The 25767-nt window shown below is 53.3% G+C and carries 27 protein-coding genes; 20 read left to right on the forward strand and 7 right to left on the reverse strand.

Annotated features, from left to right (window positions below; all coding sequences use genetic code 11):
• The first annotated feature begins 1046 nt into the window (after positions 1-1046).
• From AC1DJO_RS29145 to AC1DJO_RS29155, 3 genes are read left to right on the forward strand one after another with little or no spacing between them, the layout of a single operon-like run.
• Positions 1047-2288 (forward strand): hypothetical protein, encoded by a 1242-nt coding sequence (locus tag AC1DJO_RS29145; protein WP_477974038.1) that lies wholly within the window; start codon positions 1047-1049, stop codon positions 2286-2288.
• A complete protein-coding gene (locus AC1DJO_RS29150; RefSeq protein ID WP_477974039.1) occupies positions 2285-4033 on the forward strand; it encodes a hypothetical protein in 1749 nt (582 codons plus the stop codon). Before AC1DJO_RS29145 ends, AC1DJO_RS29150 begins: the two co-directional genes overlap by 4 nt.
• Entirely contained in the window at positions 4034-5026 is a 993-nt protein-coding gene (locus AC1DJO_RS29155) for a hypothetical protein (protein ID WP_477974040.1), read from the forward strand.
• Between the two features lie 202 nt (positions 5027-5228).
• Here AC1DJO_RS29155 and AC1DJO_RS29160 read toward each other — a convergent pair whose 3' ends face one another.
• Positions 5229-5801, reverse strand: coding sequence for a hypothetical protein (locus tag AC1DJO_RS29160; RefSeq protein ID WP_477974041.1), 573 nt, complete (start codon positions 5799-5801; stop codon positions 5229-5231).
• Between the two features lie 512 nt (positions 5802-6313).
• Here AC1DJO_RS29160 and AC1DJO_RS29165 point away from each other — a divergent pair.
• Positions 6314-7672 carry a hypothetical protein gene (locus AC1DJO_RS29165; RefSeq protein ID WP_477974042.1) on the forward strand — a complete coding sequence of 453 codons (1359 nt, stop codon included), beginning with the start codon at positions 6314-6316 and terminating at the stop codon, positions 7670-7672.
• Positions 7673-7807: 135 nt separating this feature from the next.
• Here AC1DJO_RS29165 and AC1DJO_RS29170 read toward each other — a convergent pair whose 3' ends face one another.
• Positions 7808-8272, reverse strand: a complete 465-nt coding sequence (locus AC1DJO_RS29170) for a hypothetical protein (RefSeq protein ID WP_477974043.1) — start codon at positions 8270-8272, stop codon at positions 7808-7810.
• A gap of 399 nt (positions 8273-8671) precedes the next feature.
• On the opposite strand from AC1DJO_RS29170, the gene AC1DJO_RS29175 reads away from it, so the two are divergent.
• A complete protein-coding gene (locus AC1DJO_RS29175; protein WP_477974044.1) occupies positions 8672-8977 on the forward strand; it encodes a DUF5983 family protein in 306 nt (101 codons plus the stop codon).
• 1559 nt (positions 8978-10536) lie between these two features.
• Here the strand turns inward: AC1DJO_RS29175 and AC1DJO_RS29180 are convergent.
• Positions 10537-10890, reverse strand: coding sequence for a DUF2934 domain-containing protein (locus tag AC1DJO_RS29180; RefSeq protein ID WP_477974045.1), 354 nt, complete (start codon positions 10888-10890; stop codon positions 10537-10539).
• 606 nt (positions 10891-11496) lie between these two features.
• Between AC1DJO_RS29180 and AC1DJO_RS29185 the strand changes: the two genes are divergently transcribed.
• The 4 genes from AC1DJO_RS29185 to AC1DJO_RS29200 all read left to right on the forward strand — a co-directional run bounded on the left by AC1DJO_RS29185 (position 11497) and on the right by AC1DJO_RS29200 (position 14788).
• Entirely contained in the window at positions 11497-11802 is a 306-nt protein-coding gene (locus AC1DJO_RS29185) for a S1/P1 nuclease (protein WP_477974062.1), read from the forward strand.
• A gap of 420 nt (positions 11803-12222) precedes the next feature.
• On the forward strand, positions 12223-12696 hold the full coding sequence (locus AC1DJO_RS29190; protein WP_477974046.1) for a hypothetical protein: 474 nt from the start codon (positions 12223-12225) through the stop codon (positions 12694-12696).
• 307 nt (positions 12697-13003) lie between these two features.
• Positions 13004-13321 carry a hypothetical protein gene (locus AC1DJO_RS29195; protein ID WP_477974047.1) on the forward strand — a complete coding sequence of 106 codons (318 nt, stop codon included), beginning with the start codon at positions 13004-13006 and terminating at the stop codon, positions 13319-13321.
• A gap of 687 nt (positions 13322-14008) precedes the next feature.
• The gene (locus tag AC1DJO_RS29200; protein WP_477974048.1) at positions 14009-14788 is read left to right on the forward strand and encodes a hypothetical protein; all 780 of its coding nucleotides are present in this window, start codon (positions 14009-14011) and stop codon (positions 14786-14788) included.
• A 139-nt stretch (positions 14789-14927) separates the two neighbouring features.
• On the opposite strand, the gene AC1DJO_RS29205 is transcribed toward AC1DJO_RS29200, so the two are convergent.
• Positions 14928-15506 carry a peptidoglycan-binding domain-containing protein gene (locus AC1DJO_RS29205; RefSeq protein WP_477974049.1) on the reverse strand — a complete coding sequence of 193 codons (579 nt, stop codon included), beginning with the start codon at positions 15504-15506 and terminating at the stop codon, positions 14928-14930.
• 166 nt (positions 15507-15672) lie between these two features.
• Between AC1DJO_RS29205 and AC1DJO_RS29210 the strand changes: the two genes are divergently transcribed.
• From AC1DJO_RS29210 to AC1DJO_RS29260, 11 genes are all read left to right on the forward strand, one after another.
• Entirely contained in the window at positions 15673-15900 is a 228-nt protein-coding gene (locus tag AC1DJO_RS29210) for a hypothetical protein (RefSeq protein WP_477974050.1), read from the forward strand.
• Complete coding sequence (gene hxsB, locus AC1DJO_RS29215) at positions 15897-17303, forward strand: His-Xaa-Ser system radical SAM maturase HxsB (RefSeq protein ID WP_477974051.1); 1407 nt, start codon at positions 15897-15899, stop codon at positions 17301-17303. The genes AC1DJO_RS29210 and hxsB overlap by 4 nt, the downstream gene beginning before the upstream one ends.
• Positions 17300-18385 carry a His-Xaa-Ser system radical SAM maturase HxsC gene (gene hxsC / locus AC1DJO_RS29220; protein ID WP_477974052.1) on the forward strand — a complete coding sequence of 362 codons (1086 nt, stop codon included), beginning with the start codon at positions 17300-17302 and terminating at the stop codon, positions 18383-18385. The genes hxsB and hxsC overlap by 4 nt, the downstream gene beginning before the upstream one ends.
• A complete protein-coding gene (gene hxsA, locus AC1DJO_RS29225) occupies positions 18382-18981 on the forward strand; it encodes a His-Xaa-Ser repeat protein HxsA (protein WP_477974053.1) in 600 nt (199 codons plus the stop codon). The genes hxsC and hxsA overlap by 4 nt, the downstream gene beginning before the upstream one ends.
• A 256-nt stretch (positions 18982-19237) precedes the next feature.
• Positions 19238-20488, forward strand: coding sequence for a WD40 repeat domain-containing protein (locus AC1DJO_RS29230; RefSeq protein WP_477974054.1), 1251 nt, complete (start codon positions 19238-19240; stop codon positions 20486-20488).
• A gap of 313 nt (positions 20489-20801) precedes the next feature.
• Positions 20802-21164, forward strand: coding sequence for a hypothetical protein (locus AC1DJO_RS29235; RefSeq protein ID WP_477974055.1), 363 nt, complete (start codon positions 20802-20804; stop codon positions 21162-21164).
• The gene (locus AC1DJO_RS29240; RefSeq protein ID WP_477974056.1) at positions 21154-21369 is read left to right on the forward strand and encodes a hypothetical protein; all 216 of its coding nucleotides are present in this window, start codon (positions 21154-21156) and stop codon (positions 21367-21369) included. The genes AC1DJO_RS29235 and AC1DJO_RS29240 overlap by 11 nt, the downstream gene beginning before the upstream one ends.
• Positions 21362-21688 carry a hypothetical protein gene (locus AC1DJO_RS29245; protein ID WP_477974057.1) on the forward strand — a complete coding sequence of 109 codons (327 nt, stop codon included), beginning with the start codon at positions 21362-21364 and terminating at the stop codon, positions 21686-21688. Before AC1DJO_RS29240 ends, AC1DJO_RS29245 begins: the two co-directional genes overlap by 8 nt.
• Positions 21689-21812: 124 nt before the next feature.
• Positions 21813-22076, forward strand: coding sequence for a hypothetical protein (locus AC1DJO_RS29250; protein ID WP_477974058.1), 264 nt, complete (start codon positions 21813-21815; stop codon positions 22074-22076).
• 89 nt (positions 22077-22165) lie between these two features.
• Positions 22166-22525, forward strand: a complete 360-nt coding sequence (locus AC1DJO_RS29255; protein ID WP_477974063.1) for a ProQ/FINO family protein — start codon at positions 22166-22168, stop codon at positions 22523-22525.
• A 229-nt stretch (positions 22526-22754) separates the two neighbouring features.
• On the forward strand, positions 22755-22940 hold the full coding sequence (locus AC1DJO_RS29260; protein WP_477974059.1) for a hypothetical protein: 186 nt from the start codon (positions 22755-22757) through the stop codon (positions 22938-22940).
• 537 nt (positions 22941-23477) lie between these two features.
• On the opposite strand, the gene AC1DJO_RS29265 is transcribed toward AC1DJO_RS29260, so the two are convergent.
• From AC1DJO_RS29265 to AC1DJO_RS29275, 3 genes are all read right to left on the reverse strand, one after another.
• Positions 23478-24503, reverse strand: coding sequence for a hypothetical protein (locus AC1DJO_RS29265; protein ID WP_477974060.1), 1026 nt, complete (start codon positions 24501-24503; stop codon positions 23478-23480).
• 323 nt (positions 24504-24826) lie between these two features.
• Entirely contained in the window at positions 24827-25051 is a 225-nt protein-coding gene (locus tag AC1DJO_RS29270) for a hypothetical protein (RefSeq protein WP_477974061.1), read from the reverse strand.
• A 569-nt stretch (positions 25052-25620) separates the two neighbouring features.
• Positions 25621-25767: integrase core domain-containing protein (locus AC1DJO_RS29275; protein WP_477974064.1), on the reverse strand; the 147-nt coding region annotated here is incomplete at its 5' end.

The raw sequence follows: 25767 nt of genomic DNA on the forward strand, positions 1-25767 counted from the left end.
GGCAAGCTTCTCTGCCGTCGACCAGCGACGGCGGCGCTCAGGGCCGGACAGGACTTCTATCTTAGGACTGTGACTGGTCATAATGGGCACATTACCTCGCACACTTGTTAAGTGGGAGATCGTGTCCGGATATTTATGGGGCCATTACACTACGCCAACCCAAGATTTGCGCATGACCTATCTTTCCCAGCTTCGATCCACGGACCTTTACCAACTATCCCGACGCGAGTTTAACCGACGCGGCACCTTTCGCGAGCTGACCGAAGCGCTTGTTACTGAGATGGGATGCAGGGTCGATGCTCGCGAGCTCATCAACGGCCGTTGGGTTGCCCACGCGTCTCGTAAGGGCCGCGAAATCTTCAAGAGCCATCAATGTGAACAGCGAGCGGACGCGGAGCTAGATCTTTTGGTGGCGTTCCACTGCCGGATGACGCCTTCCTATCGACGCCGGTACTTTAGGGTGACGCGGGCAAGCAGCTGAAGTCGCTCTCACTAATTTTGGCCCTAAAAAAATGTCGCTAATCCGTTCCGACACTTTGATCCGTTAACTGGTGTCACTAGGCGATTTTGTCTGTTGCGTACGACGACGCACCCGCGCACATCACGTCTGCTCATTTTTCTGTGCCATCAATGTATTTTCCTGCTTCACGTCTCTTTGGTAGTTGGGGCGTCTGACGCGCGTCTCAGCGCACGGTCTTAATGCAAAGTCATCGCCCTAGCTTCAGATTGAAAGCAATCCATCAGGTGTCGGCCGAACCCCTCAACTAACTGGCCTCGATGCGCATTACCGCGCGTCGATCCTCGCCAACGCAAAATGACGCAAAGGCGTCAAATCTCCGCACGATTCAAATGCTCTTAAAGCGCCTCCGGGTATGACAGTCCGTTACCGTTCCCCTTACGGTTGCGATTTTTTAATCCCGACCCTTTACTTTCCGCACGCCAGAGAGGAATGTTGCACTTGGTTTCCTTCGTATGCTCACCAACACATGATAAATACTGACTTCCGCCCAAACCACAAATTTCAGAATAAAAGTTCGACATCTTTTGTGGATGTTGATGAGGCCTTGGTTGTCTATCTTCGACTTGGCATCGCTGTTGTTGGTCAATCTATCGATGAAGAGATAGCTTCCGCAGATAAGAGCGGCAATTTTGAAAAACTTCGCAACAGAATTTACATTTTCGACCTAAGTGATGCTCGCTTTATTAGCATCGCGTGTTCTCACTATATTATCGCTTTTGTCCGGAAATGTGCGAAACTGCGTTGGGATTTCCGTCTCATCTTGCCGACACGACGTAAGGTGCGCGATTTTTGGAAACTCTGGCGTTTCTATGAAGCATTGGAAGTGGCAGCTGACAAGCCGTGGGTCGAGCTTCTGTATGAGGAGGATCGTATCCTCGCACAGGAGCGTCAACAGACCTTCTTTGAAAGATCTGCGCCGACCACGTATCAAACAGGGTCAGACACATTAAGAAGTGAGAACTTCTTTGGTTTTCACAGCATGCACCTGAATTCACATTCCAAAGGCATGATCGCTGTTGCTGAAGCGGATCAGTGGCGAACGAAGGAAATCCGGGACATTGTCGAACGCGGACTTGGAATAAGGAGCGACTACTTTTCCAGCCGTGTTGTCTTTGAAGCAGTCTTCAATGCTGTGAAACATCCCGCCGCTTCACTTATACAGACTTCGTCATGGCATCCCCGGCTGTACCAACGTCGCAACCCAGAGAGTGATGAAGAGTACGGTGGCGCGTTTTCGCTCACTGTTTGGGATAATGGAAAGCCATTCTCCGCGGTGATGAACCGAGCGCTCGAGGATGGCGTCACTCTCCGCGGTGAAGTTAAACCCTACAATCGTAGTGCATACCTCGTAAGCTATCGCGATCTATCGACGGCACCCGAAAAGCCATCGCCGCTAGAAAGAGACCTCACCGAGGTTGTTGAATCAGACATAGAAATTAACGCCGACACGCCTGAGCACCTTCGATTGCTTTCAACTGTTTTTGCGGGTGTGTCGACGAGCAGCTTGACGAATGAAGACGAACGACTTGAAGAAAGCAACCGAAGGGGCATGGGGTTATTCGTGCTTTCAACGACAGTATGCATGAATATGAACGGCAAAGTATCCCTTCGAAGCGGCCGTCACTTTATGCAACTCTCCAAAGCGAAAGCGCGATACGCTCATCAGGCGCCACATGTTTTCAGTGCTAAAATCTTCAAGCTTCCGATGAACGTACCGACATTTTACGGCAATATGTTATCTGTGGACCTGAAGGTTCCCAAATTATGACCTACGTAATTCCACTGCGAATGCGATCGCAGGCTCCGGACATTGATCAGAATGCCGAACTAGTGATTCAACGGCTTCGGAATTATTGCTTGCCGAGTGCCTTCAGCGAACCCATTGAGTATTGCGATCCTATCAGTATCGCGAATCCGGAAACCGCTTCCTTTAACGGCCTATCGCAAGAGGTCGTAGCAAAAGCAGAAGGGCACGCCGCTCTCGGTCATGACATTTTTATAGACGTTGGCGGACCGACATTCGATGAAGTCGTCTCACCAAAGGTTGCTTCGGCTCTCGCAGAAGCAGTGACCGCCTTTGGGCTTCGCAAGCCAGCGACTAAAGTCGTGATCTTAATGCAGCGCCAATATCTCGATGACGATGTATTTTTTAATATCCTCGAGACGCAATGCGTAAAACACGGCGGCATCATAGTTTTCGCAGACTGTGGCTCGATCTTTAATGCCGACGGTGACGGGCAACGAACGAGCAAAGTTGCAACAATGATTATTCAGTGGTGTGAACTAACTCGAACATCAAATAAGAAAAATCTCGTTCAAAAGCTGATCCGCCATCGGGGCTTTTATGCCGCTCCGGTTGGTGGAACAACAGTTTCGATGTTTGATGGTCGAAATTGCGTTGGTGAGATTACCGAGTTAATTCTCGAACGGTTAGCCGAATGGTTTCCTGATGAGTCCCCGGTTAATATCTTGGTGGATGATAAAAACAGCTACTGGTTTGGGGAAGCTGTCTACAACGCTACCAGCCAATTGCGATCAAATGTAAGCTTCTTTTTCACTCGCGAAGGAATTGCTACGCCGCCGACATCGGGTTTCGACGCAGTTCTCTTTTCGGTCATCCGGTCGGGCACATCTGCCCGAAAGCTGTTGACTGACAAGGCTCTAGGTATAAAGAGCGGTGCCAAACTTTGGTCGCTGATCTCCTTAGAAAATAACGTAAAAAGTACAGAACATCATTACTCCAAAACGTTCGACCTGAATCCTGGATCAGTTGAAATAATGGTTGAAATCGGGCAAGACAGCCGTGAAGACGAGTTGCTTGAAAGCTTTTGGAAAAAATCCAATGTTAAGCCACATCCTATCGGTGAAATAGCGCTACACGAGAAATTTCGATCTGATGAAATGTGGTCCTTGCTTCTTGAAAGCGGTATCATGCCAGAGGTGGATGTACCTGGTAGCAGGGTTGGCTTCGACTGGGTTCCAGACATGGATGCCTTCGTTGAAATGCACGGACCGCTACTGGCGGGGAAGATTTCAGCATCTCTGGCGCGGAGCAATGGTTCGAACTCAACAGAGGGCACGTTCTTTTTTGTCCATCCGGGTGATCGAATTGCGACGAAGCTAGTTGAGTATGTGTGCACGCTAACGCGCAAGAGATCGATTAAGGTCGATCGGGGCATCCTCCACCTTGCAGAAAGCTCGAAGAACATTGCTGATTTGCGCCGGCGTGCTTCAACCGACGAGCTACAGAAACATATAGACGTCCTTGAGCGGGTAGCCGGTACTGAGCGCCTTAGTACAATAAATCTTGGCAGCAAGCCGGTAAAAGTCGTCCTTATCGACGAATTTTCTGGTGGGGGCGACACACTGTTCCAACTTCGCAAACTGTGTCAGCTACTCGACTGGGATATTCGATCGGTGATTTGCCCGGTGGTAGTCGGCCCCAAAACGCCGAAAAACGAGTTCATCGAGCATAGTTACTACGATTTCGGCATCCCGTTGCACGAGCATTAGATGACAAAACATAACCGAGACCTCGATGCACTCCGGTTTCTCGAAAAGCAGAAACACCTCCCATTCGTCGCCAACGCTACGGCAGCACATCAAGCAGGGGCGAAATGGATGATAAAACATGAAATTAATTCAAGGGCCAGCGACATGGATACCGCACCACTCGATATTTTCATTACGACCGGCGCCTCGAAAGAAATCGAGTTCATTCGGGATGCAGTCATTTCGATGGGCGGGAAAGCTGTTCCCGACAAAGCCCTAACTAAAAATCAAGCAGGATATCGCTGTGAAGTGCCAAATTCTGCAGGAGACGATGTTATTCGTTTCGGTCTCGCGTCTGCCTCAAATGATGGGAAGGCTCCCCAAACCAATCTCCTGAAACGCATTTGCAGCGACAGCGATCCGCGGATCATTATCCTCGTTGGCATGATGGGCGGCATACCTGGTCGTGTCAGTTTGTTTGATGTTGTCATCCCCACCGTAATTTACGACGGTACCACTGTCGGCACAGAACAGGGGAAGCCGAAATGGACGAAGACGAGCCGCTCAATGCATGAGAAGTTTGGCAGCGTTTCGGCAACGTTTGCAGGGCAGGTCGGCAAAGAGTTGGGCATCAAGGTTCGAAACAACAAACGAGTTGTTACCACGGGTGGAACCATCGAGGACGTGAATGAAGCCCTCTTTAGTGAGATCGTTGATTATGACAAAGGCGAAATCGTCGGCATGGAAATGGAGGGTTACGCGATTTTCGAGGCCAGTACTGATCAACAGCACGATGGAAAGAACGTAATTTTCGGCTTTGTGAAGGCAGTTGCGGATTTCGGCGTTTCAGAAGTTTCAGAGCAACAAGTTGAAGCGGTCCGGAAAAATATTCCATCGCTTGCGGAAGAGACAGATATCAAGCCGCGTTCGAACGAGCAGCACAAAGCCGCGATACAGCAGCACGCTACCGCGCTTGCGTTTAAGACTGCAGTCCGTCTGATAGAGATGCTATAGAGCTTGGGTGTCGATTGCACGGCGCACCTGCGCTCGCAAGGAAACGGCGACCTTTAATAATCACGGCAGTCGGCCTCAACATAGCCTACCAGAAAAGCTCCACAGCCGCTGTTGAAGCGTCCCCGTAAGGTCGCCGCTCTTTTGGCCCCAAGTTTTTTACTAGCCTTGTGAATTGAGAGGTCAGTGCCGAAAGCTTAGCTGTTTAATGGTGTTTAGTGCCGCTCGCAATCACGGGCATTACCGAGCTTGGCGCATACTTTTCTACAACCTGATAAACAGCTTCATAGTTTTGACGCTTCAGTTCGCCGTTATATGCACATCCAATTTGCTTTGCGATTTTTTGCAGTGTTTCGTAATGCAACGGGAGTGTCTTCTGGATCGCTTCCGCCGCATCTGTGACAAGCGTTTCGCGCGAGCGGTCATCAACTGACCTCGCCAATATTGCATCGGCGCTCATCTTCAATTCATTATAATAGAGGTCTCCTGTTGTCGCGACCTTTTGAAAATCGTCCAGAGTCAATTGCTCTCCAGATTTCTTCTTCGTTGCATAGATTTGTAGTGCGGCAGTGTATTCTGAGTAACGTTTGGCACGCTCTTCCTTATGGCGTCGGCCATTTTCATAAAGGCGTTGGCGCTGTTGATAACGCTCGTTTGGCGTGGTCGTAAGCGTACGAGCGAGAAATCCCAATATACCCCCGATCGCAAACGTTGCTGCTGAAACAGGGACGGTCGCTCCCGGGGTCATTAGCAGCGTCCAAAGGTCTTGAGCTGCCATTACTTACCTACTTCTCTCAACAACATCTCGATTGTGTCTGCCTCTGAGGCATACACGTTCATGCGGTAATCTCTGAAGAGATGCTTCGCGGCGGCGTGGCCAGCAGCCTCGGGCGACAGCCCCTGCCTTACAAATTCGCGGGTTAGGCGTGCCCATTCTTGAACCTGTGAGAGCGACGGGGAGTTGCTTAGTCCATACTTAATTCGAATTCCGTGTGCAGCGTCCGCCATCGGGCTCTCCAGTTCTCACTCAAGTGACAATACTAGACCCGATTTTACGAAATTTTTGAATGTCTTTCTGGTGCAGTTCTCGCGCTCGGCCGCTTTTTTCTGTGGATTCCGGGGTTAAAGGTAGCAATCCGACAACGATATTTCCCACAGCTCTCAAACTTCGTCCGAGCTACCATCAAAAATCTAGTGCACAATCAAGGATTGGAGATTTGGACAAGCATAACGGCAGTTGCATCCATGTCGCTATCATGTTGAAGTTCAAACACTTATGGGTGAGGAGCTATGAGTTACCGTACGATACCACTTAGCGACATGCTAGTTAACCGTGCAAATGACCGACACGGTGAGCTCGAAAACGAAACAGCAGCGATCGGTTGGCTGTTTTCAAATCATCTTGGGCAAATGCGCAAGCTTGCCGAGGATATCGTTCGCTCTAAGGGGCTCTATGAACCTCCGCTTGTCTACCAGAATGGATCTCGCTTTATCGTCTACGACGGCAATCGCCGGACCACCTGCCTAAAACTGCTTTCCGATCCGAAGCGATCGCCAAATTCAGAATTGCGAGACTTCTTTACCAAGCTACGCTCAAGTTGGGTGGGGACGTTCCCAGATCGAATTATGTGTCGCGTCGAAACCGACCGAGACGAGATCGACGAAATACTCTATCGGCGTCACACCGGGAGCCGAGGCGGCGTCGGCCAAAGTAGGTGGGACGACCGGCAGAAAGAAATATTCGTCAATCGAACCGGCAAAGGCGGCAAGCTAAACGTCGCGGACGAGATAGAAGTGAGACTTGGAAACGCTGGCCTTCTCCCCGAGAAAGGGCGCATTCCTCGCAGTAACTTGAACCGTCTTCTGTCTGGTGAAGCGTTCAGAAACCGTGTTGGGATTTCGACGGCGAAGGGGCGATTCGAATTTATTAGAAGAGAAGAAGCATCTTTAAAGGCTCTTGCTCGCATTGCGGACGACCTTGCTCGCAGACGAAAGACACTCGATGACGTGTGGGATGTCGACAAAAAATCAGAGTACCTCAATGAACTTGACCAGGAAGGCGTGCTGCCTACCGCGGCGGACTTGCCAATATCGGGACAGGTGAAATCGGCCAAAGCTGTTAAAGCAGAAGCCTCCGCAACTGTCTCGTCAATGAACTCCTCAACAGTCGACGCGGTTTCCTTGGCAACTCCTCGCTCTTCTAAACCGCCAAGACGAACTAGGCTTATTCTTCACCACGACTACGGAATTGCGTGGAGCGGTCGCCTCCAGCGTCAAAGATCTATCTGGGAAGAACTTCAGTTCAAGCTGGACCTGAACGAACACCCGAATGCGATTGCGGTGTTGTGCCGTGTGCTGCTTGAACTGTCGGTCGACAACTATATCAAGCAGACGAAGCTGGCGACGGCGGTTGAGAACGACGCCCTCGTGAAGAAGCTGGTAGCATGCGCGGAACATCTCAATACTCGCGGGAAGGTCGACAAGCGTTACATGGAAGTCGTTAGAAAGGCGCGTGCGATGGACGCCATCGTGTCTGTTGACACTCTCAACAAGTATGTTCATTCGGCAAACCTTGCTCCCACTGGCGAGCATCTGTGTGCGCTTTGGGACACGTTCTCGGAATTAGTTGTCAACTGCCTTAATGAGTAGAGGGCCGGTTCGTTTCATCGCAACCGTCGCTGGCCGATGACGCTTTCGGTCGTAATCGTCACACCTGGAAATAGTCTTACGGTGGTCCCGTCAGCTCTTCGAGATCGCTGGAGCAACTCTTTATTATCAAGGGCCCTAAACGATCCCCTGGATCGCAGTCACCGGCACCTGACGCCTGAGGTTTCTGTATTCATCCACCAAGATAGACGCAATATTGTAAACGTCACTGTCGGTCATGTCTTCAAATCCTTGCCCGACATGACGAAGACATCCCCGCAGGCCGGCGGCTATCGTGTGCATTTCCCGCTCTTTTGCGGTGGAACCAAACCCCACACTCGACGCGCTCGACATTGGATCTCCCATATACAACACCCTCACGTCATCTTGACCCGCGACAATAGGTTTGGAAATCCTTGCGACATGCATATTCGGCGACAGAACAACTTGAGACGGTCCCCAAAAAGCTCCATCCCAGAAAATTCGGTCGTCGTCGTAACGGTTCAGCCGCTTGTCCTTTAAATGCCCGATGAAAACCCGCGCGGCTTCCAGCGATTCCGCTTGCGACTTGGGAAGAACGCGCCGCTTCGAGTCTCGTCGCACGGCTTCACTAAATGCGAAAGATCATCGCTCTTGACCTCGTCGATGCTCTCGTCGATCTGCTGATGGCGCACTCGCAAGTGTGTGCCAAAACTCAATTCAGGAAGATATTGTGACCCGAATGGGCCGTTGCTAAACCAATGCATGTCGCACGTGTCAATGCTCTTATTGAGAACCGCATCCAGTTTGGACCGCGCTTCGGGAAGGGAACGAGCTTGAATGTAGATGCTGGCGTCGAGTTCGAGCTGGGCTGAGAAGTGAAGCAATGTGCAAACTCTGTTGGGATGTAAGTATGGTTGTCTGAGACAGGGAGGCTGTCAACGGACTTACACAGACGATGATTTGCATTGGATGACGAGTGCCTTCACTCCTTACTTGACGGCAGCTTTCGCCGGAGCGACGATGATCCACCGTGTCAGGACCAATCTTTTGCGAAAACTGATTTGCTTGAGTACCGCTCACTTGAGACCCTCTACTCGGCGCTTTCTTTCAACGAAAATTCATACTGACTGGCCGGTTGTGGGTGGACCATTTGGTGACTGCGGCTGGATCCTTCACGTCGATGAAGACGCTCATGCGAATTTCGGGCACCGTCGGTTTAAGGAGCTCTGGCAGATTTTTGAGTACGCTGCAGATTTGGGTTACAGCTTAATTCTCTTTGATGACGTTGAAGATCCTATAGCCGCTCTCCCAGTTTTTCTCCGTTAATGGTCCAGAAGACGGTTACGAAGCATTGCCGCGCCGCATTTGACTGAACGAAACAAATGCGAGCTAGCACTGGCTCCTCTACGTTAGACGGAGCGATTAGTTAATCGCTACCGATCGCTGGCCTTGGCGAATGAAGCGTTCAACGATCTAGTTTACCGACGCGTTGGCACGGAGGCCGCATGGGTGGCAAACCGTGTGTCGACCCTTTCACAATGTAATCAGTGAGTTCCGGCTCTTCATCGACTAGAAATTCTCGTTAGGCGGGAATATCTCTGGGCATGCCTATCAAAGCTTCCATGCTTTGGGGGTTTCGCGCGTTCCGAACTTGGATGAGTGCAGGTCGCTCGTACCAGATTCACTCTACCTCGGCCATTCTGCCAAAGCGCGGCGAGGTGTTTCTCTTCTCACTTCCAGCATGCAAACGAGCGTTTAGCACATCTGAAGTGAGAACCACTCAGTGGAGCTAGCGCCTCGAAATCGTCCGTTCATGCGTTTCTTTAACCACTCTGAAAGCCGTGGTTCGCACGCGCCAACGCTGACAGGGACAGTGAGGCCAAGTGCCTTCGGCCTGGCCTGGCCTGCCGATTTTCGTGGAGTGTTGCCACTGTATGAAGACACACCGGGCCTTGACTTCCGTCAGAACTAGTGTGGACTGTTGCATAGTATTGCTGTGTCCTGAGTCCCCGCATAAGGCACGCGAGCTTATTTTCTTGAATCAAAAAAGGAGAGCATTCATGGCACTAAAACCAGGACCAAAGCCGATAGCGAAATCCACAGGGAAACCGGATCAGCGCCGCCGTGATAACAAAAGCACACCAGGGAATACACCATCCCTCAAACCTAGCAAGTCCACCAAATAAAGCTCACAAAAGACGACTCTTCGCTGGTTTGCACTTTTACCCCGGTATTCGATTGAACCTGTGCGAATCGTCGCGTGGACTTAGTGCCCGTCTGACGTTGGGTCTCAGTTTTCTCGAATTCCGCGCCGGTAACGGTCATTCAGATAACGGCCCCGTATTGGACGTTTGCTGCCAAAAGCGAATGTCCGCTGTTGGCGCATAGTAGTTAATTGTGATGCCCCCCTGCCCTGGACGGGATGACAGCTTCAATCAGATAATCCCCTCTTGGTTGGCCTTAGAGAGCTGCTAAAGCCGATGCGGGTAAATTCAAAAGGAACTTCGCGAAGGCTTTGCCGAGCCAATCGCGTCTGCTTCATCACCGCAAAAATTGACGGCGCTGATTAGGCGTGTAATTGGGAAAGAGAGCGCTTCGATGCAAGGCTAACTTTGAAAACCAGCAATTTGACGAGCTTTGGCGGATTGTCGCATACATAGCGGAGCACGGTTATGCACCGGTTCTATTCGATTTCGTGGCAGAGCCATGATAGAAGTGCCCCCCTATTTATTTTATCCTTTACTCAGATTGCATGACGGCAACGTCCACTTAGCTGCTTGGTTCCCAAGGGCTTGAACCACAGCGGACAGGTGAGGCGCTCGACGGCCTGCCCGTTGGCCACAGCGTTATCGGCGCTCGGCGTCGGCTCTGAGCCGGCAGCCAACTCAAGGCTGCTCCCGCACACCCGGAGCGGCTTCGCGTTCATCTGCATCTTCGAGGTCGCTTGCAACCACGAATGCGTCTGTATGCTGGCGAGCGGCCTCGCGCACTGCGCCAAGATTCGGCACGTCGTCTCCGTCCAAGAGGTCATTTTCGTGCATTATTTCGTGCTCTGCCTGCCGCCAGTGATCCTCGTGACTACCATCAAGGCTGCCTTCGGCTTCCCAGATCTCGTATGCGCGGGACCGGACGCGTTCAATCGTGGCTTCGTCCGTCTCGGGACTGATCGAGGACTGGGCGGGGATGCCAACCTCTTCGATCTTGGTTTCGTTTCGAGCGTGCGGCGGTCGCTTGGCCATTGTGGTCTCCTTTGTAGAACAAGACCCAAACGCCGCCGAAACAGCGCAGTTCCACCTCTCTGCTTCGCTTCCAGCGAAGGTTCGTTGCCTGCTCATCCAAAATGCGAAGGAAGCAGCAATCCGCACTGAGGCTGACAGATGACGCAGCTCGATTGCCGTTCCCGTGATGGTGCGAACCGAAGCCACGGGACGATCTAATGGCCAGGACAGTTGCCCCCGTTGGCCGCAAGCCATCGTTTAAACGCTCTTGGTCGCGGGCCGTGGGTTCTCTATGGCCGGAGAGCGCAATATTTCCTGCTTCGGATCGCAACGCCTTTTGAAGGGAGAGGCTACAGTTGGCAGGTTGGTTGACGGCACGAAGTTTCGCCGTCCGCAACGAGAACGTTATGTAAAGACGCCCTTCGCTAGCGTCCAACAATCACATGAACATTTGACAGACAAGATGTGCAGGGCTCAACTCTCGCCGTGCCCCCTTGAAGAGAGCGGCTCTGGCCTTGGCGATTGACGAGCTAATGGAAAGAGAACGCCAGTCGGCGCGTACCTGGTCCCTCTCCTGGATATGATCCAGATACGCTTCACCTGCTTCCTTCATCGTGATCTGGCTGTCTGAAAACCACTGGGAAGTCTGACGACATTCGGTCGTATGATCTCGTATGGCTTCTCAACCTGATCGGCAACATCTTTCAGCCTCTGCACTCCGTCACGCTGTTTGACGGCAGATTCATAAAGATTCATCAGGACAAGCATGAGCCGGACACAGGCGACCGCGGTGGCAACGAGATCACTGTCTTGCCCGCCAATGGCGTCGCGGCGAACCTTCACGCCTATTGGATGTTGAGCTCGGCGCATATTCGACAGTTTTCGGCGCTTTTTTCACCGTTTCTGACGTCGACGGTGTTGCCGTCTCAGTAGCCAAGATTCCTCCCGCCCCAATCGACAAGGCGACAATTTCTGATCCAGCTATCTTGGCGAAGGAAAGCTTCGAGCTGGCCAAGACTTACGCCTAAGAGGATCCGGTGCTGAAGACGGAAAGGCCGGAATTGACCAGAGACTGCGAGCAAAATGCGCGTCACGTGTCTGATAAGCAAGCTGTTCTTGCCTCCACCCGATTGGCAGATCTTCTGAATGAAGCGTTGAGAGGCCGCTGAGTGCGATAATACCCTCAGGCCTTATTCCGAATGGCAAGGTGGGGCCAGACCGGTCAGCGCAACGAAAATTTCACTGAACGTTCGACAAAGCCGAAACTGTACGCGAGGTACTAGACCGATTTTGGAGATTTACAAACAAACAGATCCGCAGTCTCATTTCAGGGACGCAACCTGTGACTTCGCAATGCTCTTATCGAATGCAGCTAGCCCAGAAGTATTCTGGCAGACTTCAGACTACCTTCATCGTGCCCTCGATCATATTCACGACGCCGCGTACGGCGAAATAAAGCAAATTATTCAAACCCTGACAAAAGAGTTTCCGGACGGCGCAAACCTCCCTATTGATGACTGGTCGATGCGGGTCTCAAAATCAGGGATCGAAATCGTACCCGCCCCGCTTGAAGCGTGGATGCAGGGCGATGACTGGTGCTATCCGGGATACACTCACTGCTTCGCCAGTGGCGACACCCTCGGTTGGTTGATTGGCCTGCTTCACGACGAACGGGCGGGTTTAGCCGAACTTTTGGTTTATCAAGTGGTACGCGACGCAGGTTATAGACAGACAAGAGAGCCTGTCACGTTCGATAGGGCAGTTCAGCGCTTGCCTCGGGAACCTGAGGTGAACGTTGTACTTTGGGATGACGGAGATCTTGGCTGAGCGTTAAGGCAAGCAGCGTCGCTCCGACTCATCAGCGAGAGGGCCGTAGTACGCCGCTTCCTAATCCTCAATGATGCACGAGCACCTTCATTCCGTTTTTCGGGCGCTCTTGAAGAACGTGGTAAGTGTTCGCAAATACGCGCTAACTCTAAAGACGAGATAGCGATGCCCCTTGAACATCTCTTTGATAAGCTCGACGCCCTTGATCCAAATTCGCAATTGATCGATGTACTAGCTTCATCTAAACACATTTCAGGTTCACTCTGATTACGATGCCAGCGCTGTGCGCATTTGCGTAGAGACCGCAATGTGGAGCGCTCGGCAAAATCCGCTGATCGCAGAACGCTATTGCCGTGAACTCAACTGGACGCTTCCTGACCTCGCGGCAATGATGATCATGCAGTGCGCAATTGTCTCAATGACTAGCGGAGACTTTATGATCACTCGTGGCCGATTGGGCCCGCAAGGAGACGGTTTCTTAAGCGTGTGGAAGCACTGCGTGGCCGGTTTGCTCAAGTCCGGACGGATCAACCATGAAATTGCCGAAATCGAACGACGGGAGCTTGACGCTGATATCGCTGAAACAGAGAGCTCTTGGCTTGGCACGGAAGCGATGACCGGCTGATAACGTTGCCAGTCATAAAAAAGTCGTCGGTTAGTTGGCTCATATTCAGATATTCTCCGATCGGCGAACTGGCATCGCGTGGGGTGCTTCACAGGAGCGAAGTCCAACGATCGCTTCCAACAAAAAGCTCCCCACCAACGTAGCTTGTTTCAGGGCATGATCCACTGTCATGACCATATACGTTGAGAACAATGGCCACTCAAATGGCTCGCCATTCTTATGATGGTTGGCTCGTGCCAGCCTATTCCCCTTAAACCACCTCATCGTTCGGACTAATGTCCGTCCCTACGCGCCAGCATTTATGTAGACGACCGTGGCCCGCTCCTTGCAACGAAAATTATTCAGAGAAGGCACGGTAACCCCTTCTTTTTCGGCGGCATGAAGCCATCGTTCCAACGCCGGATGCTGGAACGCCACCCACTCTGACAAGCGGGCCACCAATCGAAACTGTCGCTGGATCCATTAGACCGGTTTGCAGTTATTTCCGTGCGTCAGCCAAGGGAACGGCCGGGCGATCCTCACATTGAAAAACGGCTGCGCCCGTCGCAAGCTAGGCGCTTCCAAAGTCAGCAAGCTTGACCTGCTACGGCGCCGAGCAGCCCTATGGAACCAACGCAGCAGTCATAAACCAGTTGACAGCACCCAGAATTCCCCTGACCATTTTCTTCCCGAATACGAGAATACGTAATGGCATATTTCTCCCTGCCGCTCAAAATGGCCGCCACTGTTTATATTCAAGCAACTTTAGCCTCTGAGGCTCAATCAAAATTAGATCAGGTTCTTTGCCGCACCATCGACGCGCGTGACAAACGCTGGTTTTCCGCCGCCCCTTATGGCGTCCTCTTTTTTCCCGAATTCAGTTTTGCGACGGCGATGATGCTTTTCAAACCTGATGTCGGGTCAGATCTAAGCGAAATCAGTCTCCCCGAGGTTTATCGGTTGATGTCATCGAACGACGAGAGCAAGAAATCAACTGTCCTTCCTCACTCAACTGATTGGTTTGGCGAAGGAAAGCTGCCAATCTACACCGTCGACCTAAATGTCGAGGCGACCGGTATCATCAAAATGGGCTCCTTGACCGAAGCGAGTGAACTCGTCTCGCGTTTAACGGATCTAGAAGTGCATTGGGAGGTCGCTGAACATTGGTTCGAGATCGAGGGATTGGTACCGTTTCCACTGATCCTTTCGCCGACCCTCAAGGTCGTTAGCGTCGCAGAGGACTGCGAGCTGACAAGGAGGTGGCCTGAACGAGACGTCGATTACAGAGTTGCCGCAGCGATCAATGCCGAGATTGAACAGCTAGCCGGTGGCTTCAGGGCGTTAGAGATAGACGCGCTTTCTCGGAAGCTGAAATCATACTTCGATTCTCGCATGAGCTTCCTCCTATTGACGAACGACGATGTGCACCAGATCGCTGGCGGTCTTATCGATCGTGTGATGAGGAAGGAAGCCGGAACACGACAATAAGATCTCATTTTGAGGAATGCTCGGCGTCCCGCCTGCTTTGAGCTTCTGCAGCTTAGAGCCAGTCCGGCCTAAGCGTTGCTCAAGCGGCTGGAAATCGACTTGCAATGATTGGTCGCAGCGTCGAGTGTCCTCTCTGGGATTACCGACGCCGACGCACTTTACCAGAGGCCGGCCTTTTCTTCGATCTGGCGCCAAACGCCGCGATGGCAACCAAGACAATGAGGATCCAGAAAAATTTCGCGACGCCGGATCCGTCCCCATCCGTCCCGCGTTGACTCGAAAGACTTGGATCGACCGACCAGCTACTCATCCTTGGCTGCTCTTGCGTTGGCTTCGTGACCGTCGACGGAGGCGTAGCCGTTTGCCCCACTGCCGGGAGCGCCGGCGGCGCTTCTGACGCGGTAGCCGCGGGCGGTGACGATGCCGGGAATAGCTCGTGAAGAGATGTAGGATCTATGACCCCACTGGGATTTAGCCCCTTTGAGCGTTGGAAAGCCTTCAAAGCAGCAATCGACTTCTGACCCCAGATCCCGTCAGCTGCCCCCGCGTCGAACCCAAGTCCGGACAGAGTTTGCTGGACCAGCGGCACTGGCTTGATTTCGGCTCGCGCATGCGAGGCAAGCAGGCCGCAGGAACCCGCTACGAAGATAAGTATGAGGCTTTCACCGAAGCGCAAATTTGCACCATTTGTCGTCCTGTCTCCGGCAAGCATACACATGACGCCTCAACCGCCAATAGCCGTACTGCCTAAAACTCGGTGAATTGTTGGTTGTCGTCGAAATGTTCAAAAAAAGTCATCAACAACCTAAGCGGTTGCTTCCACGGCGTCGCTGAGTAGCGCTATAGTTGCCGGGATCTGATTTGCACCATCAGAGGAAAGCTAGATGATTGTAGACGTCCCACCGACCTTTGCGCCGTATCCTGAAGAAGCGCTTGTGCGTTTTTCGTATCTGCATCCTGACGTGCAAGTGGCCGTTAAAGATGGTGTTTTATCGATAGACCAAGGGAGCCCTGAAATGCTGGCAGCGTTCCAGCACACGCTTTATCGGCAAAAAATCTATCGTGAGAATGAGGCTATTCGCAGAAGTATGCTGGAGAGCCTGCTTCGATGAACGTTATGCCATTGAAGTTTCGACCAACTCAGTCAGGCAACTTTCTCTTCTGTGATGACGCCGGTAGTTTTTTCCAGGCGCCGCCTGCATTTCTCGAGCGATACGCTGAAGGGAGCCTCACCGCTGGCGACGAGGAATTCCTTGGGAGGAATGGTCATGGTTTCGGCCGACTGGGCGATCTGCGCTTTCAAGCCTTCGGCTACAGATGGGCACGAAGGCTCCACATGCCGACGGCGCTCGACTACGTCATCCTTATCCCGACGCTTCGATGCAACCTTGCGTGTTCTTATTGCCAGGTCAGCCGCGTCAACGAGAACACGCCGGGTCATGATTGGGATGCCCATACACTGCAGGCTGTTATCCAATGGCTAAGCGACCTCCCTACGCAGAAGCTCAAGATCGAATTTCAAGGCGGTGAGCCGCTCCTGCGCCTCGATGTCCTCAAGGTAATTCGCGGCTTCGCCCGCCAGCGGTTCGAGAACGCAGAATTCGTGGTATGTACAAACCTGCAGGATGTTTCGGAGGATGCGTGGGATTTCCTCTCCAGCGCCGACACGTTCATTAGCACTTCTCTCGACCCGACCATTGGCTTACACGAACGAAACCGCACGGGGTCCGCGAACGTCACGTCGCGCTTCTTGGCAAACCTTGATCACGCCAACGAACGCTTTCCCGGGCGTGTCTCCGCGTTGCCAACCTTCGACATAGACGCTCTGCCGGATCCTGAGAGCGTTATAGCTACGTACGCCTCTCATGGACTTAACTCACTTTATCTCAGACCCGTGAACCATCAGGGATTCGCCCGCAAAAGGTTCCGCACCCGCGACGTTAGCGCGACGTGGAATGACTACGTCAAACGGTTCATCCTGGCGCTCATTGATCACAACGCTATCTCCCCTACACCTATGGAGGAGTTCTATTTCTCCCACTGTCTTCGCCGGGTACTGCTAAGCGGCCACGACGGGCATGTTGATCTCCGCAACCCAAACGCAGTCGGTACGAGCTACCTGGTCGTTGATCACGATGGATCTTTCTATCCGACCGATGAAGCACGCATGATGGGGAGGCTTGGCCAGATTGATCTGCGAATGGGAAGCGTGTACGAAGGCATCGACCGATCTGTGGCGGACGCATTGAATGCGGAGGCGCTCAACACATTTGATCCGGATTGCGTCCACTGTCCGTACCAGGCTTTCTGCGGTGTCGACCTTATTGACGACCTCTCTCGATATGGCCGTATCGATAGTCCGCGTCACGAAACGGACTTCTGTAAAAGGCATCTTGGGATATTCGATCTAGTTTTCGAGCTGATCTACTCCCCGGATGAGAAGGTGCAGAAGTCGCTAGCCTTATGGGCAGGCCTCGAACGGCTTGAACCCGAGCTTCTTCGGGTGCACTCATGATACAGCTTCGTATCCCTGTTCAGCCTTTTCCGGTCGTTGAGCCCCTCGTCGTGCGCCTTCGCGAGACATGCGATGCACCTGGTCCGCACGATGCGATGCTCGTGGGCATCGACGGCGATCGTAGAGAATACGATTTCCAAGGGTTCTCACTCGAGGTCGACGCGCCCAAAGGCGTGACCCTCGCCGACGACGTCATAATGATCTTCCCCGGCCAGGATAGCGCTCGACGGCTCATCCGGGCTGACTCTCGACACAACACGCTGCTGGTGACCGAGCAATGCGATCAGCTCTGCGTGATGTGCTCCCAACCGCCGAAGAAGCATCATGTCGATCTTTTCCGGGATCTGACGATCGCCGCCTCGCTGGCACCGCACTTGGCGTATATCGGCATCTCGGGCGGAGAGCCCCTTCTGCACAAGCGTCAATTGCTTGAGATGCTGGCCAAGGCGACCACAGAGCGACCCGACCTCACCTTCCACATCCTGACAAATGGCCAGCACTTCGATGAGGAGGATGTTCCGCTCTTGAAAGAGATCGGAACGAACAAAGTGCTTTGGGGGATACCGCTCTACGCCGCGGACGCCGTTCTTCACGACACGATCGTGAAGAAGACGGGTGCTTTTGAAAGGCTGCTTGAAACGTTCAGCATTCTCTTCCGTGCAGGCTCGTCGATCGAGCTTCGGACGGTCGTCCTCGAGCAGAATTACGGATTAATGCCGGAGCTCGCCTCGTTCGTCGGAACCACCCTGCCCTTCATGGAGCGCTGGGCGATCATGCAATTGGAAAGCATTGGCTTCGGCCGCATGAACTGGAGCCGGATTTTCAAGGACACATCGATTGACTTCGAAGCAATCGCAAGAGCGATCAACATTGCATCGACGAAGGGCGTCCCGGTCCAGCTCTACAATTTTCCGCTTTGTTCGATTCCGGAAGCCTATCGCGGCCACGCACCAGCAGCGATCTCCGACTGGAAAAACAAGTTCGAAACCTTTTGCTCTGGCTGTTCAAGCCGGCCGCGCTGCGGAGGTTTTTTTGAATGGTATGACCACAACAAAGGATTCAAGGGATTGGGACCCACATGAAAAGACGGATATTCCTCATCCCATCACTAGTGGCGGCCGGCTTTCTTCCCGTAAAAGCCGATGCCATGCCCATATCAGGTGTGACCAAGAAGCTCGATCCACAGTCGGTGCTTGAACGGCTGAAGCTACGTCACATCTACTCGCTGGCCGGACACCGTTCTCATTCTAGTCACAGCTCCCACAGCTCTCATTCCAGTCACAGATCGAGCAGCGGCGGAGGATACCTGCCGCGCACGAGTTACTCCACACCGTCATATGATCCGCCGGCTGCCCCCGCGCCCACACCGCTTTATACGGCACCAACTTACACCGCTCCAACCTATACCGCGCCAGCTGTGACGAACCCGGCCCCTCCGGTGCCGAATACTGTCGCGCCAGCTAAAGTGCTTCCCGGCAACTCGGCGAAGTTCAAGCAGATTGTGATACTGGTTCAGTCTGGCTTAACGGCCTACGGCTACTATGCAGGTTCGCTGACCGGCATCGTAGACGAAGACACGCGTGCCGCACTTTCTCAAATGCAGAGAGACAATAATCTCAAGGTTACCGGGACAATTACTACAGAGGTCCTTACCGCGTTCGGCGTAGAGGTGAGATAGCTTTTGCCCTGACCGCCCGGGTAACGAGACCGCAGTTGGCGGCCGCCGCAGGGTGGGCGCTGGGGAACGAAAGTCGCCTAAAATACCTTTAACCGCGAGTGAAAGTCGAAAAGTCATCGTACTATCCGATCGCAAACTGAAGCGATAGATGTTTTAGGTATCCTTGGCTCGATTAAGACGATTCAGCAGTACTTAATCGGCCATTACAATTTCAGCGCAATTCTTCGATCAGTCTTGAACCGGAGAGGGGGCGCGAATGTCGAAACGTCTGAAAAGCCTTGCCGCGTTCTTTATGATCGGCAACATCTGTTTATCTGTCCAAGCACGGGCGGCAGCATCCAACGGACAGCTTGCACCAAAGTTGATAGGCTGTGAAGAAGGTTGGGAAACGACGTTGGCCCTCCTTACCCCTAAACCCGTGGGACCAATGGTACTCGATTCGCTCAGTTGCCTCTCGATCCCTGACCGCGGCTACCCCGTGACGATTTCCCCTGACGGAAAGAAAGCTCTGTCTTATCATGCGCTGAAGGGATTATGGGTAGGCGGCGTCGATCCACCAAGTCTCGGCCACGTGTTTGTGGGGCGGGTAGCCTTGGGGTTGCATGCGACCGTCCCATTCAAATGGCTCAAGGACTCGAAAGCAGTCCTTGGCATCAAGCAGACAATCGATAGCCATGGCTTCGCTCTCGGATCGATGCAGCGCTATCTCTTCAACGAGGATGGCGACGAAAAGGCCTTCCCTGCTATCTCGCACCCGAACGGCCCGCTTGACCAACTCTATTGGATTGGGAGTTCTGGGCTGGCGTTCGCGACCTTCGGTACGCGCGGTGCGTATTTCAAGCCCAGGCGCGACGATCTTACACCAACGATTGCGCTGCTCGACGTAGGATCGGGCCGGATTCTCCAGACCAGTGCGATCAGCTCGACACTCGGTTTGTCGGGAAACAAAGGTTTGCAGGAAGTCGCCGCGTATGCATCCCGCCGCGGGAGCGAACGGGTTTTGAGCACGTGGAGTCCTGACATCTGGTTTCTGTGGGATCGAGGGAAACGCCCCCGAAAGTTGCCTATACACAATGAAGCTCGCGGCGCCAAAGTTGCTCTCGACCCAGAGGGAGCCAGGGTCTTGATAACGCGAAAGTTGACCGCTACCGGGTGGGTTTGCGAGTTTCATAATCCCTGCCCTCCACCGACAGCGCAGACAGGGGCGATCGCCGAACTCCGCAATATAGAGACCGGACAGCTCATTTGGACGGTGACCGGGACCGCCGCCGTGTTCTCCAATGACAAGACGCCAGCGATCAGTCCAGACGGCAGATACGCCTTGATCACCTACCCCGGCGATCGCAACTATATTGCATTGATCTCGATGTCAGACGGAGCGGTCCTACAGAAGGTTGGGATGCCGGGATGGGGGAGTCTCTCATACGCGTTCTCTCCTGACGGCCGGCACGCATGGCTGACGGGCGGAGCTAATATGGCAGAATTCGAAATCGTGGGCCAACGTTGAGCAAAATTGCAAAGATCGCGAGCTGACCGAAGACGTCACGAACAGGGCTCATGTTCCGGCCGACTACCACGAGGGCGAACCAACTACTTTGGAATTTCGTTCAATGTGGAGCTGTCAAAGGCGAACCTCCTTTATTGAGTCTACATGATCCGAAGGCATCGGAAGTGCCGGAAAGGCATCGTTTGGGGACCTCCTGAAAACAATTCTTCTGCTCCATTTTCGCTCCCCGGACAACGAACAACCAATATGTTGACTCCCTGTCAAAATAGAACAAAATAAGAACACAAGAAATTCCAAGAGACGGAGTTCAGCCATGCGAACCGCACTGGGTGACTTTGCACGCCCGCGAAAAGCCAGAACGCTCTATTGGACACCCTCGTCGATCTCAACACTCGCCGAAGTTCATCCCCTTCTGACCGCTGTGCTGCTGATGGTGCCTGATCGAACTCAGCTCTTGATCCAGACCTGTCAGGTTTTCGACGCTGCGACCGCGTGTCCACGTGGAAACTTCGATGTCGCAGTCGATCTCGCAACCAGTAAAGCTTGGGGCTACTTCGACAAGGGCAACACGGATCGCCCGATAAAGAGACCGATCGCTTTCGCATACGACGGACGGTCGGATCAGATCGTCGAAGCTTTCTATCGCGCATTCCGGGAGCAAGACAGTGAGAGCTGAACGTCCGTCTACATGCCATGACTTGGAATATGAGGTGGAGGCTGCTCTCGCCTTCCATGACGACGATGCCCGTGCCACCGTCTCCACACTATTGGCGGATATCAAGCACCTCAGAATGCAGCTGGCTTTGGCCGAAGGTGCAATGAGCCACGGGATGACGAGGGGCTGGCGGCCTCGGTTTGATCGGGAGAGAGGCGATGCTTGATCGCACCAATGCGCCTCGTGCAACACGGTCTGACGTGGCTTTCCGAAAATGGTGGGACACCCAGCCAAAGATTTTTCGTGAACAAGCCGACGAGGCCGTTGCGAAGATATCATTCCAGCAGGGGTATACCACTGGGAAGCAGGCCGATCTCGATCGATACGTCTTCACCGTAGGACGCTTTCGCATAACCGTTTGGGCTACCGGAATGCAGGACGCTAAGCGAAAGGCGGCCAGCGAGGCAGACTTTCGAGCCTTCAGAAACGGCTGGAAGCGACCAGCGGGCGGCTGGACTGTAAAGGAAGTCACCCAAGCGCGATAGCGCTCCATTTGGCAACCGCCACGTTTGAAACCAACGTCTCATTGTCCGGTCGCCGTGGTCAGGCAAGCTGAGGAACCCGCCGGAAGCTCGGACGTTAAGCGGTCTCACCAAAAGGAACCTTAGTATGTCGACAGAAAACCCGATCGGCCTTCCAATCCCCGTTGGCGTGATAACCAGCGATGACCGTCGAACGGAGAGCGAGGTCGCGCCTCTTGAGCAGCGCGACAACGTCACGTCGAGGGGGGCTATCTCGGTCGAAGCCCTTTGGCTCACCCCGATGAAGATGGGTGTAGCGACAACCGTTGCGATGGCTGCCCTGTCGCTCAACCCGTTCTTGATCTTCAACGTTTTCCTGCCTGACGCTGAGCGTAGAGAGCGCCGGATTTGACTGAATCAAATCAAAATCGTGTTTTGGCCACACCTCTCGAGGTCCAGAGAGCGAGAGCGATCCTTGAACTGATCAGCGGTCCCGCCGATGTGCTGCGTCAACGGCCTGATGACGAAGTTCTGCCGTTCGCCATCGGCCTGTTCGACGAGTTCAAAGCTATAGGCAACGATGGCGTTTCGATTTCGGCATTGCGGAAAGCGACGTCCGCCTATGTGCATTCGAGACGATATTATCTGGCCTCGGCTCGCGTGGGTGCCACGCGACATTCTCTCGATGGTTCTCCCGTGGAGCAACTCAGTGACAATGACCGCTCGGCAGCCATGCAAAGTCTTTGTTCGTTAGATGAGGCACACGGAAGGCTTGCGGCGCCGCCTCCTCCGCCCTCGATCGATAAGGCTACCCGCATAAAGTCCGGCCTTCTGCCTCGCCGTGGAAACACTGGCACATGATGCGCTTACATATTGCCGGAGCAACGACGGATCCGACAAAGGCAGCGAGTTCTCCACAGGGCTAGCCCCAATTGACGAATTGCTGGTCCGTCTCATCGGGCATACTCCAGCGCCTGGCATCCACCTCCAGCGGATCGCCAACCGGCTTGGCCTCCCCAGACCAAGTCTTGGGGTCCGTCGGCGCTTCGGCGGGCCTCACCAAACTCGGTTCAAGACCTTGGAGCCGCTGATGTCCGCAGAAATGCAATCCAGATTAAATGCCAGAATCTCCTCGATGAAGCGACTTGCCGCTGAAATCGACGGGACCAAATTCCCTCAGACCAAAGAACGTTTCCGACAAAGCCTGGATGCCGAATACCTCGCCGTTATCGAGATGTGCGCGGTTGAGTTGGAAAGCATAGGGTCTGCTCGCTAGCCGCTTGCTGGATCGAGTAGTAAGTATATCTAGGATTCGATCCCGGCTAGGCCTCACATTATGTGAGAATTCCCGCTCTGCCCTGTAGCTTCTTTGCACCAGATAGTACCAATTTGCAGGGATCGGCCCCGCTTGGGACCGGCGGATACTTCTATTGTAAAGGTGTTGCACACGTGCACTAGCCCGCCTGCATTAGCTCTTGCTAACTATCTCGCTATCGGGAAAAAGGGAGCGTTGCTGGGGTTACGTTTCCTTTAAACGGGGTGGCCGCCTGTATTGCGTAACTGCGGCCATCCCGTAATTGCCGACCCCAAGGTCTGATAGGCCCTTTGAGGGCAACACTTGAACGCGATCAATACAACTCGATTGCGCGGTCGTGGATTTGCCCTTGCCATTGCATGGATCGTAGGATGTACAGCGACCAACTGCTGGGCAGTGGAAGCTGATGACGATTATGAACAGCTGAAATCCCGATTAGACAACAAAGTTCGGATGTAGGTCGCCCGTGCTTTGTCTCGATAGCAATTCGGAGCCCCATTAGTTAGACGAGTGCTCTATCCTTATCGAATTTGCCACCTCATCACACACTTCCTTCAACAAACCATATCGTTTCTCAGCCCGGGCAAAATCTCGCGAAGATGCATTAAGTCTGCACCCGAAGAAGATGTGAGCCTTGGGCGGGAGGATGACGTAAGCACGCATATAGTCGACAGACTTATCGGTTGCTTCAGGTGAGATCGAGTCAACTAGCAGGCTGGGAACCCCATCGATAGTGGCCTGCTTGCGTTGTAAGAGCGTTGCATCCGATGGGATCAAGTCTTTGTAACTTTTGCTCGAAAGCAGCTTCTGGATCTCCGCGCTTGGATTGCTCGTCAGTGGGGAAGGAGCGCGTATCTGAACGAGCAGGGTCATATCTCCAGAGCCGTTTTGACTAGTCCACTGTTGGGTAAGCCCCCTCCCTGTCCCGAGCGATTTCTTCCACGAAAATGGAACCGACATCGAGAACGCCTTTCCGGCGTATTGCCGAAAGCCCGAGCGGAATTCTGCTGTGCGACCTTCCGACAGCTCGGCTTTGGGCCTGGATCCGAACTTGAGCCAATAAAGTCCTTTTAGCGTGTCTTCGGGCTCGACCTCTCCACGAGCCTCGCGATGCAAATACTCAGCATACTTGTTCGCGATATCAGGCGTTGCACCGTCAAAAGCTTTCAGCGCTTGCTCGATGATGGGTGCCATGAAGCGCTCGGCCTCAGCGTTCCTCTCGGCCGACGCAACAATTTGCCGTAGTCGTGCTTCTGGCCACTCGAAGCTCCTATCAAAATCCTCAAGGCCAGCTTCCAGCTCGGTTGCTCTGGACGGCACGAGTTTGATCAGGTGTTCAACCATCCTACGCTGAGTGTATACAAAGCCGAACATCTCACCTAACTGTTGGGAAGCTACCGGGCCGAAGTAGTAGTCCGAAGGATAGACGATTGGCGGTTGATCGCCGGCCCATGCAGGTAGCCGCCCAAGGCACAGCAGCGTTGCGATGATCAGTTTCAAGAAAGTACGCTTCGTCTTCCTCAAGTGGGCTTCCCACCTGATGTTAGGATCGCAAGTCGCATGACTTAACATTCAGTCCGCTTTTCTGATCAAGGCGGCCTTGGCCTTAGCCATGGACGACGCAATTCCAAGAGCACGCCAATCGGCTTTTGCTTGATCCCGCTCCAGGATGTGATCCAGATACGCGTCGCGTGCTTGCTACATGGTGATTTTGCCGTTGGCCCAACTCTCTAAAAGTTCGCCAAATCGCGGGTCGGCATCCACTTCGATGCCCAGTGATCGAGCCCGCCCGAGAGCCTTGTCAATGGTCATCCGCCGTCGCTTTGCAACGTCCTCATCATTTATCGTCATGGAGCATGATCTGCGTTGCTGGGCTTGAAGAAGCCCGCCTGCTTCAGCAATTCATCGCGCTTGTTGCCTTCGACCACTACGCGAACATGAATTTCCGCGTCAGACTGAACGTCGAAAGCGATGTTGGGTTCTGTTAAGATTTTCGCCAACGCCTTGTTGGAAGCTTGGATCTCATCGTCGGCTTCGACGAGGATTGTCGCAGTCACGAGAAATGCAGGCAAATTTACCTCTCAAAAAAATGATCTCGATCGATATCTGATTCTCCACTGCGGGGGGATGGCGACGGCCGGTTAGGCACCTTCCGTCTTCTGGTGGGGCCGGGTATCAAAATCTACCTGATTTCGGTCCATGGTAAGGAGGCGTCTTTTCAGCGTATGGCCAGAGGTTGTTAAACGGCATAGGTAGCGCTTCTGCGGTTCAACGGTGAGGTCGATATAGCCTTGATCTCTCGCCTCCACAGCGGTTTTCAAGCCGACTCTCGGAGGCGCCTCGCGCCAGCGCACCCGGTCGAGGCTCTTCAGCAGAATTCGCAAGCGATCTGTCTTCGAGAGTTTCAAATTGGCTATATTCCCGCAGGTCCTGGAGACAGCGTCGCCTCAAAGATTGAGATCAAGCCTCAATGTTTCAAGGTTGCTCGCGATGAAACATATCTGTGCCACAAGGTTTTAGTTGCCCCGCCTTAGTTGGGAACCCCACCCAGTATTCTGACTGTCGAGTGACCTGGCTTATTGACGGGCCTCTGCATGCCTTGCGGAAACTGGAGTGCCCGCCATTTCGCCGGACAGCTTAGCTATTGAGACAATGCTTTGATGAACTCCCTTGGGGAGGCCATTTTGAGCGCTGAGTGTGGATGGATTTCAYTATAGTCTTCAATCCATCCGTCGATCTTCCGGAGAGCTGTGTCGGCGTCCGGAATGGATGAGATGCGTATGTAGTC

This window comes from Rhizobium sp. 05N430 (assembly GCF_056396985.1).

Bases quoted from the DNA above. Each gene is read 5' to 3' on its own strand.
- AC1DJO_RS29150 (WP_477974039.1), top strand. From the start codon at position 2,285: ATGACCTACGTAATTCCACTGCGAATGCGATCGCAGGCTCCGGACATT.
- AC1DJO_RS29155 (WP_477974040.1), top strand. From the start codon at position 4,034: ATGACAAAACATAACCGAGACCTCGATGCACTCCGGTTTCTCGAAAAG.
- AC1DJO_RS29160 (WP_477974041.1), bottom strand. From the start codon at position 5,801: ATGGCAGCTCAAGACCTTTGGACGCTGCTAATGACCCCGGGAGCGACC.
- AC1DJO_RS29165 (WP_477974042.1), top strand. From the start codon at position 6,314: ATGAGTTACCGTACGATACCACTTAGCGACATGCTAGTTAACCGTGCA.
- AC1DJO_RS29175 (WP_477974044.1), top strand. From the start codon at position 8,672: ATGATCCACCGTGTCAGGACCAATCTTTTGCGAAAACTGATTTGCTTG.
- AC1DJO_RS29180 (WP_477974045.1), bottom strand. From the start codon at position 10,890: ATGGCCAAGCGACCGCCGCACGCTCGAAACGAAACCAAGATCGAAGAG.
- AC1DJO_RS29190 (WP_477974046.1), top strand. From the start codon at position 12,223: ATGCTCTTATCGAATGCAGCTAGCCCAGAAGTATTCTGGCAGACTTCA.
- AC1DJO_RS29195 (WP_477974047.1), top strand. From the start codon at position 13,004: ATGTGGAGCGCTCGGCAAAATCCGCTGATCGCAGAACGCTATTGCCGT.
- AC1DJO_RS29200 (WP_477974048.1), top strand. From the start codon at position 14,009: ATGGCATATTTCTCCCTGCCGCTCAAAATGGCCGCCACTGTTTATATT.
- AC1DJO_RS29205 (WP_477974049.1), bottom strand. From the start codon at position 15,506: ATGTGTATGCTTGCCGGAGACAGGACGACAAATGGTGCAAATTTGCGC.
- AC1DJO_RS29210 (WP_477974050.1), top strand. From the start codon at position 15,673: ATGATTGTAGACGTCCCACCGACCTTTGCGCCGTATCCTGAAGAAGCG.
- hxsB (WP_477974051.1), top strand. From the start codon at position 15,897: ATGAACGTTATGCCATTGAAGTTTCGACCAACTCAGTCAGGCAACTTT.
- hxsC (WP_477974052.1), top strand. From the start codon at position 17,300: ATGATACAGCTTCGTATCCCTGTTCAGCCTTTTCCGGTCGTTGAGCCC.
- hxsA (WP_477974053.1), top strand. From the start codon at position 18,382: ATGAAAAGACGGATATTCCTCATCCCATCACTAGTGGCGGCCGGCTTT.
- AC1DJO_RS29230 (WP_477974054.1), top strand. From the start codon at position 19,238: ATGTCGAAACGTCTGAAAAGCCTTGCCGCGTTCTTTATGATCGGCAAC.
- AC1DJO_RS29235 (WP_477974055.1), top strand. From the start codon at position 20,802: ATGCGAACCGCACTGGGTGACTTTGCACGCCCGCGAAAAGCCAGAACG.
- AC1DJO_RS29245 (WP_477974057.1), top strand. From the start codon at position 21,362: ATGCTTGATCGCACCAATGCGCCTCGTGCAACACGGTCTGACGTGGCT.
- AC1DJO_RS29250 (WP_477974058.1), top strand. From the start codon at position 21,813: ATGTCGACAGAAAACCCGATCGGCCTTCCAATCCCCGTTGGCGTGATA.
- AC1DJO_RS29260 (WP_477974059.1), top strand. From the start codon at position 22,755: ATGTCCGCAGAAATGCAATCCAGATTAAATGCCAGAATCTCCTCGATG.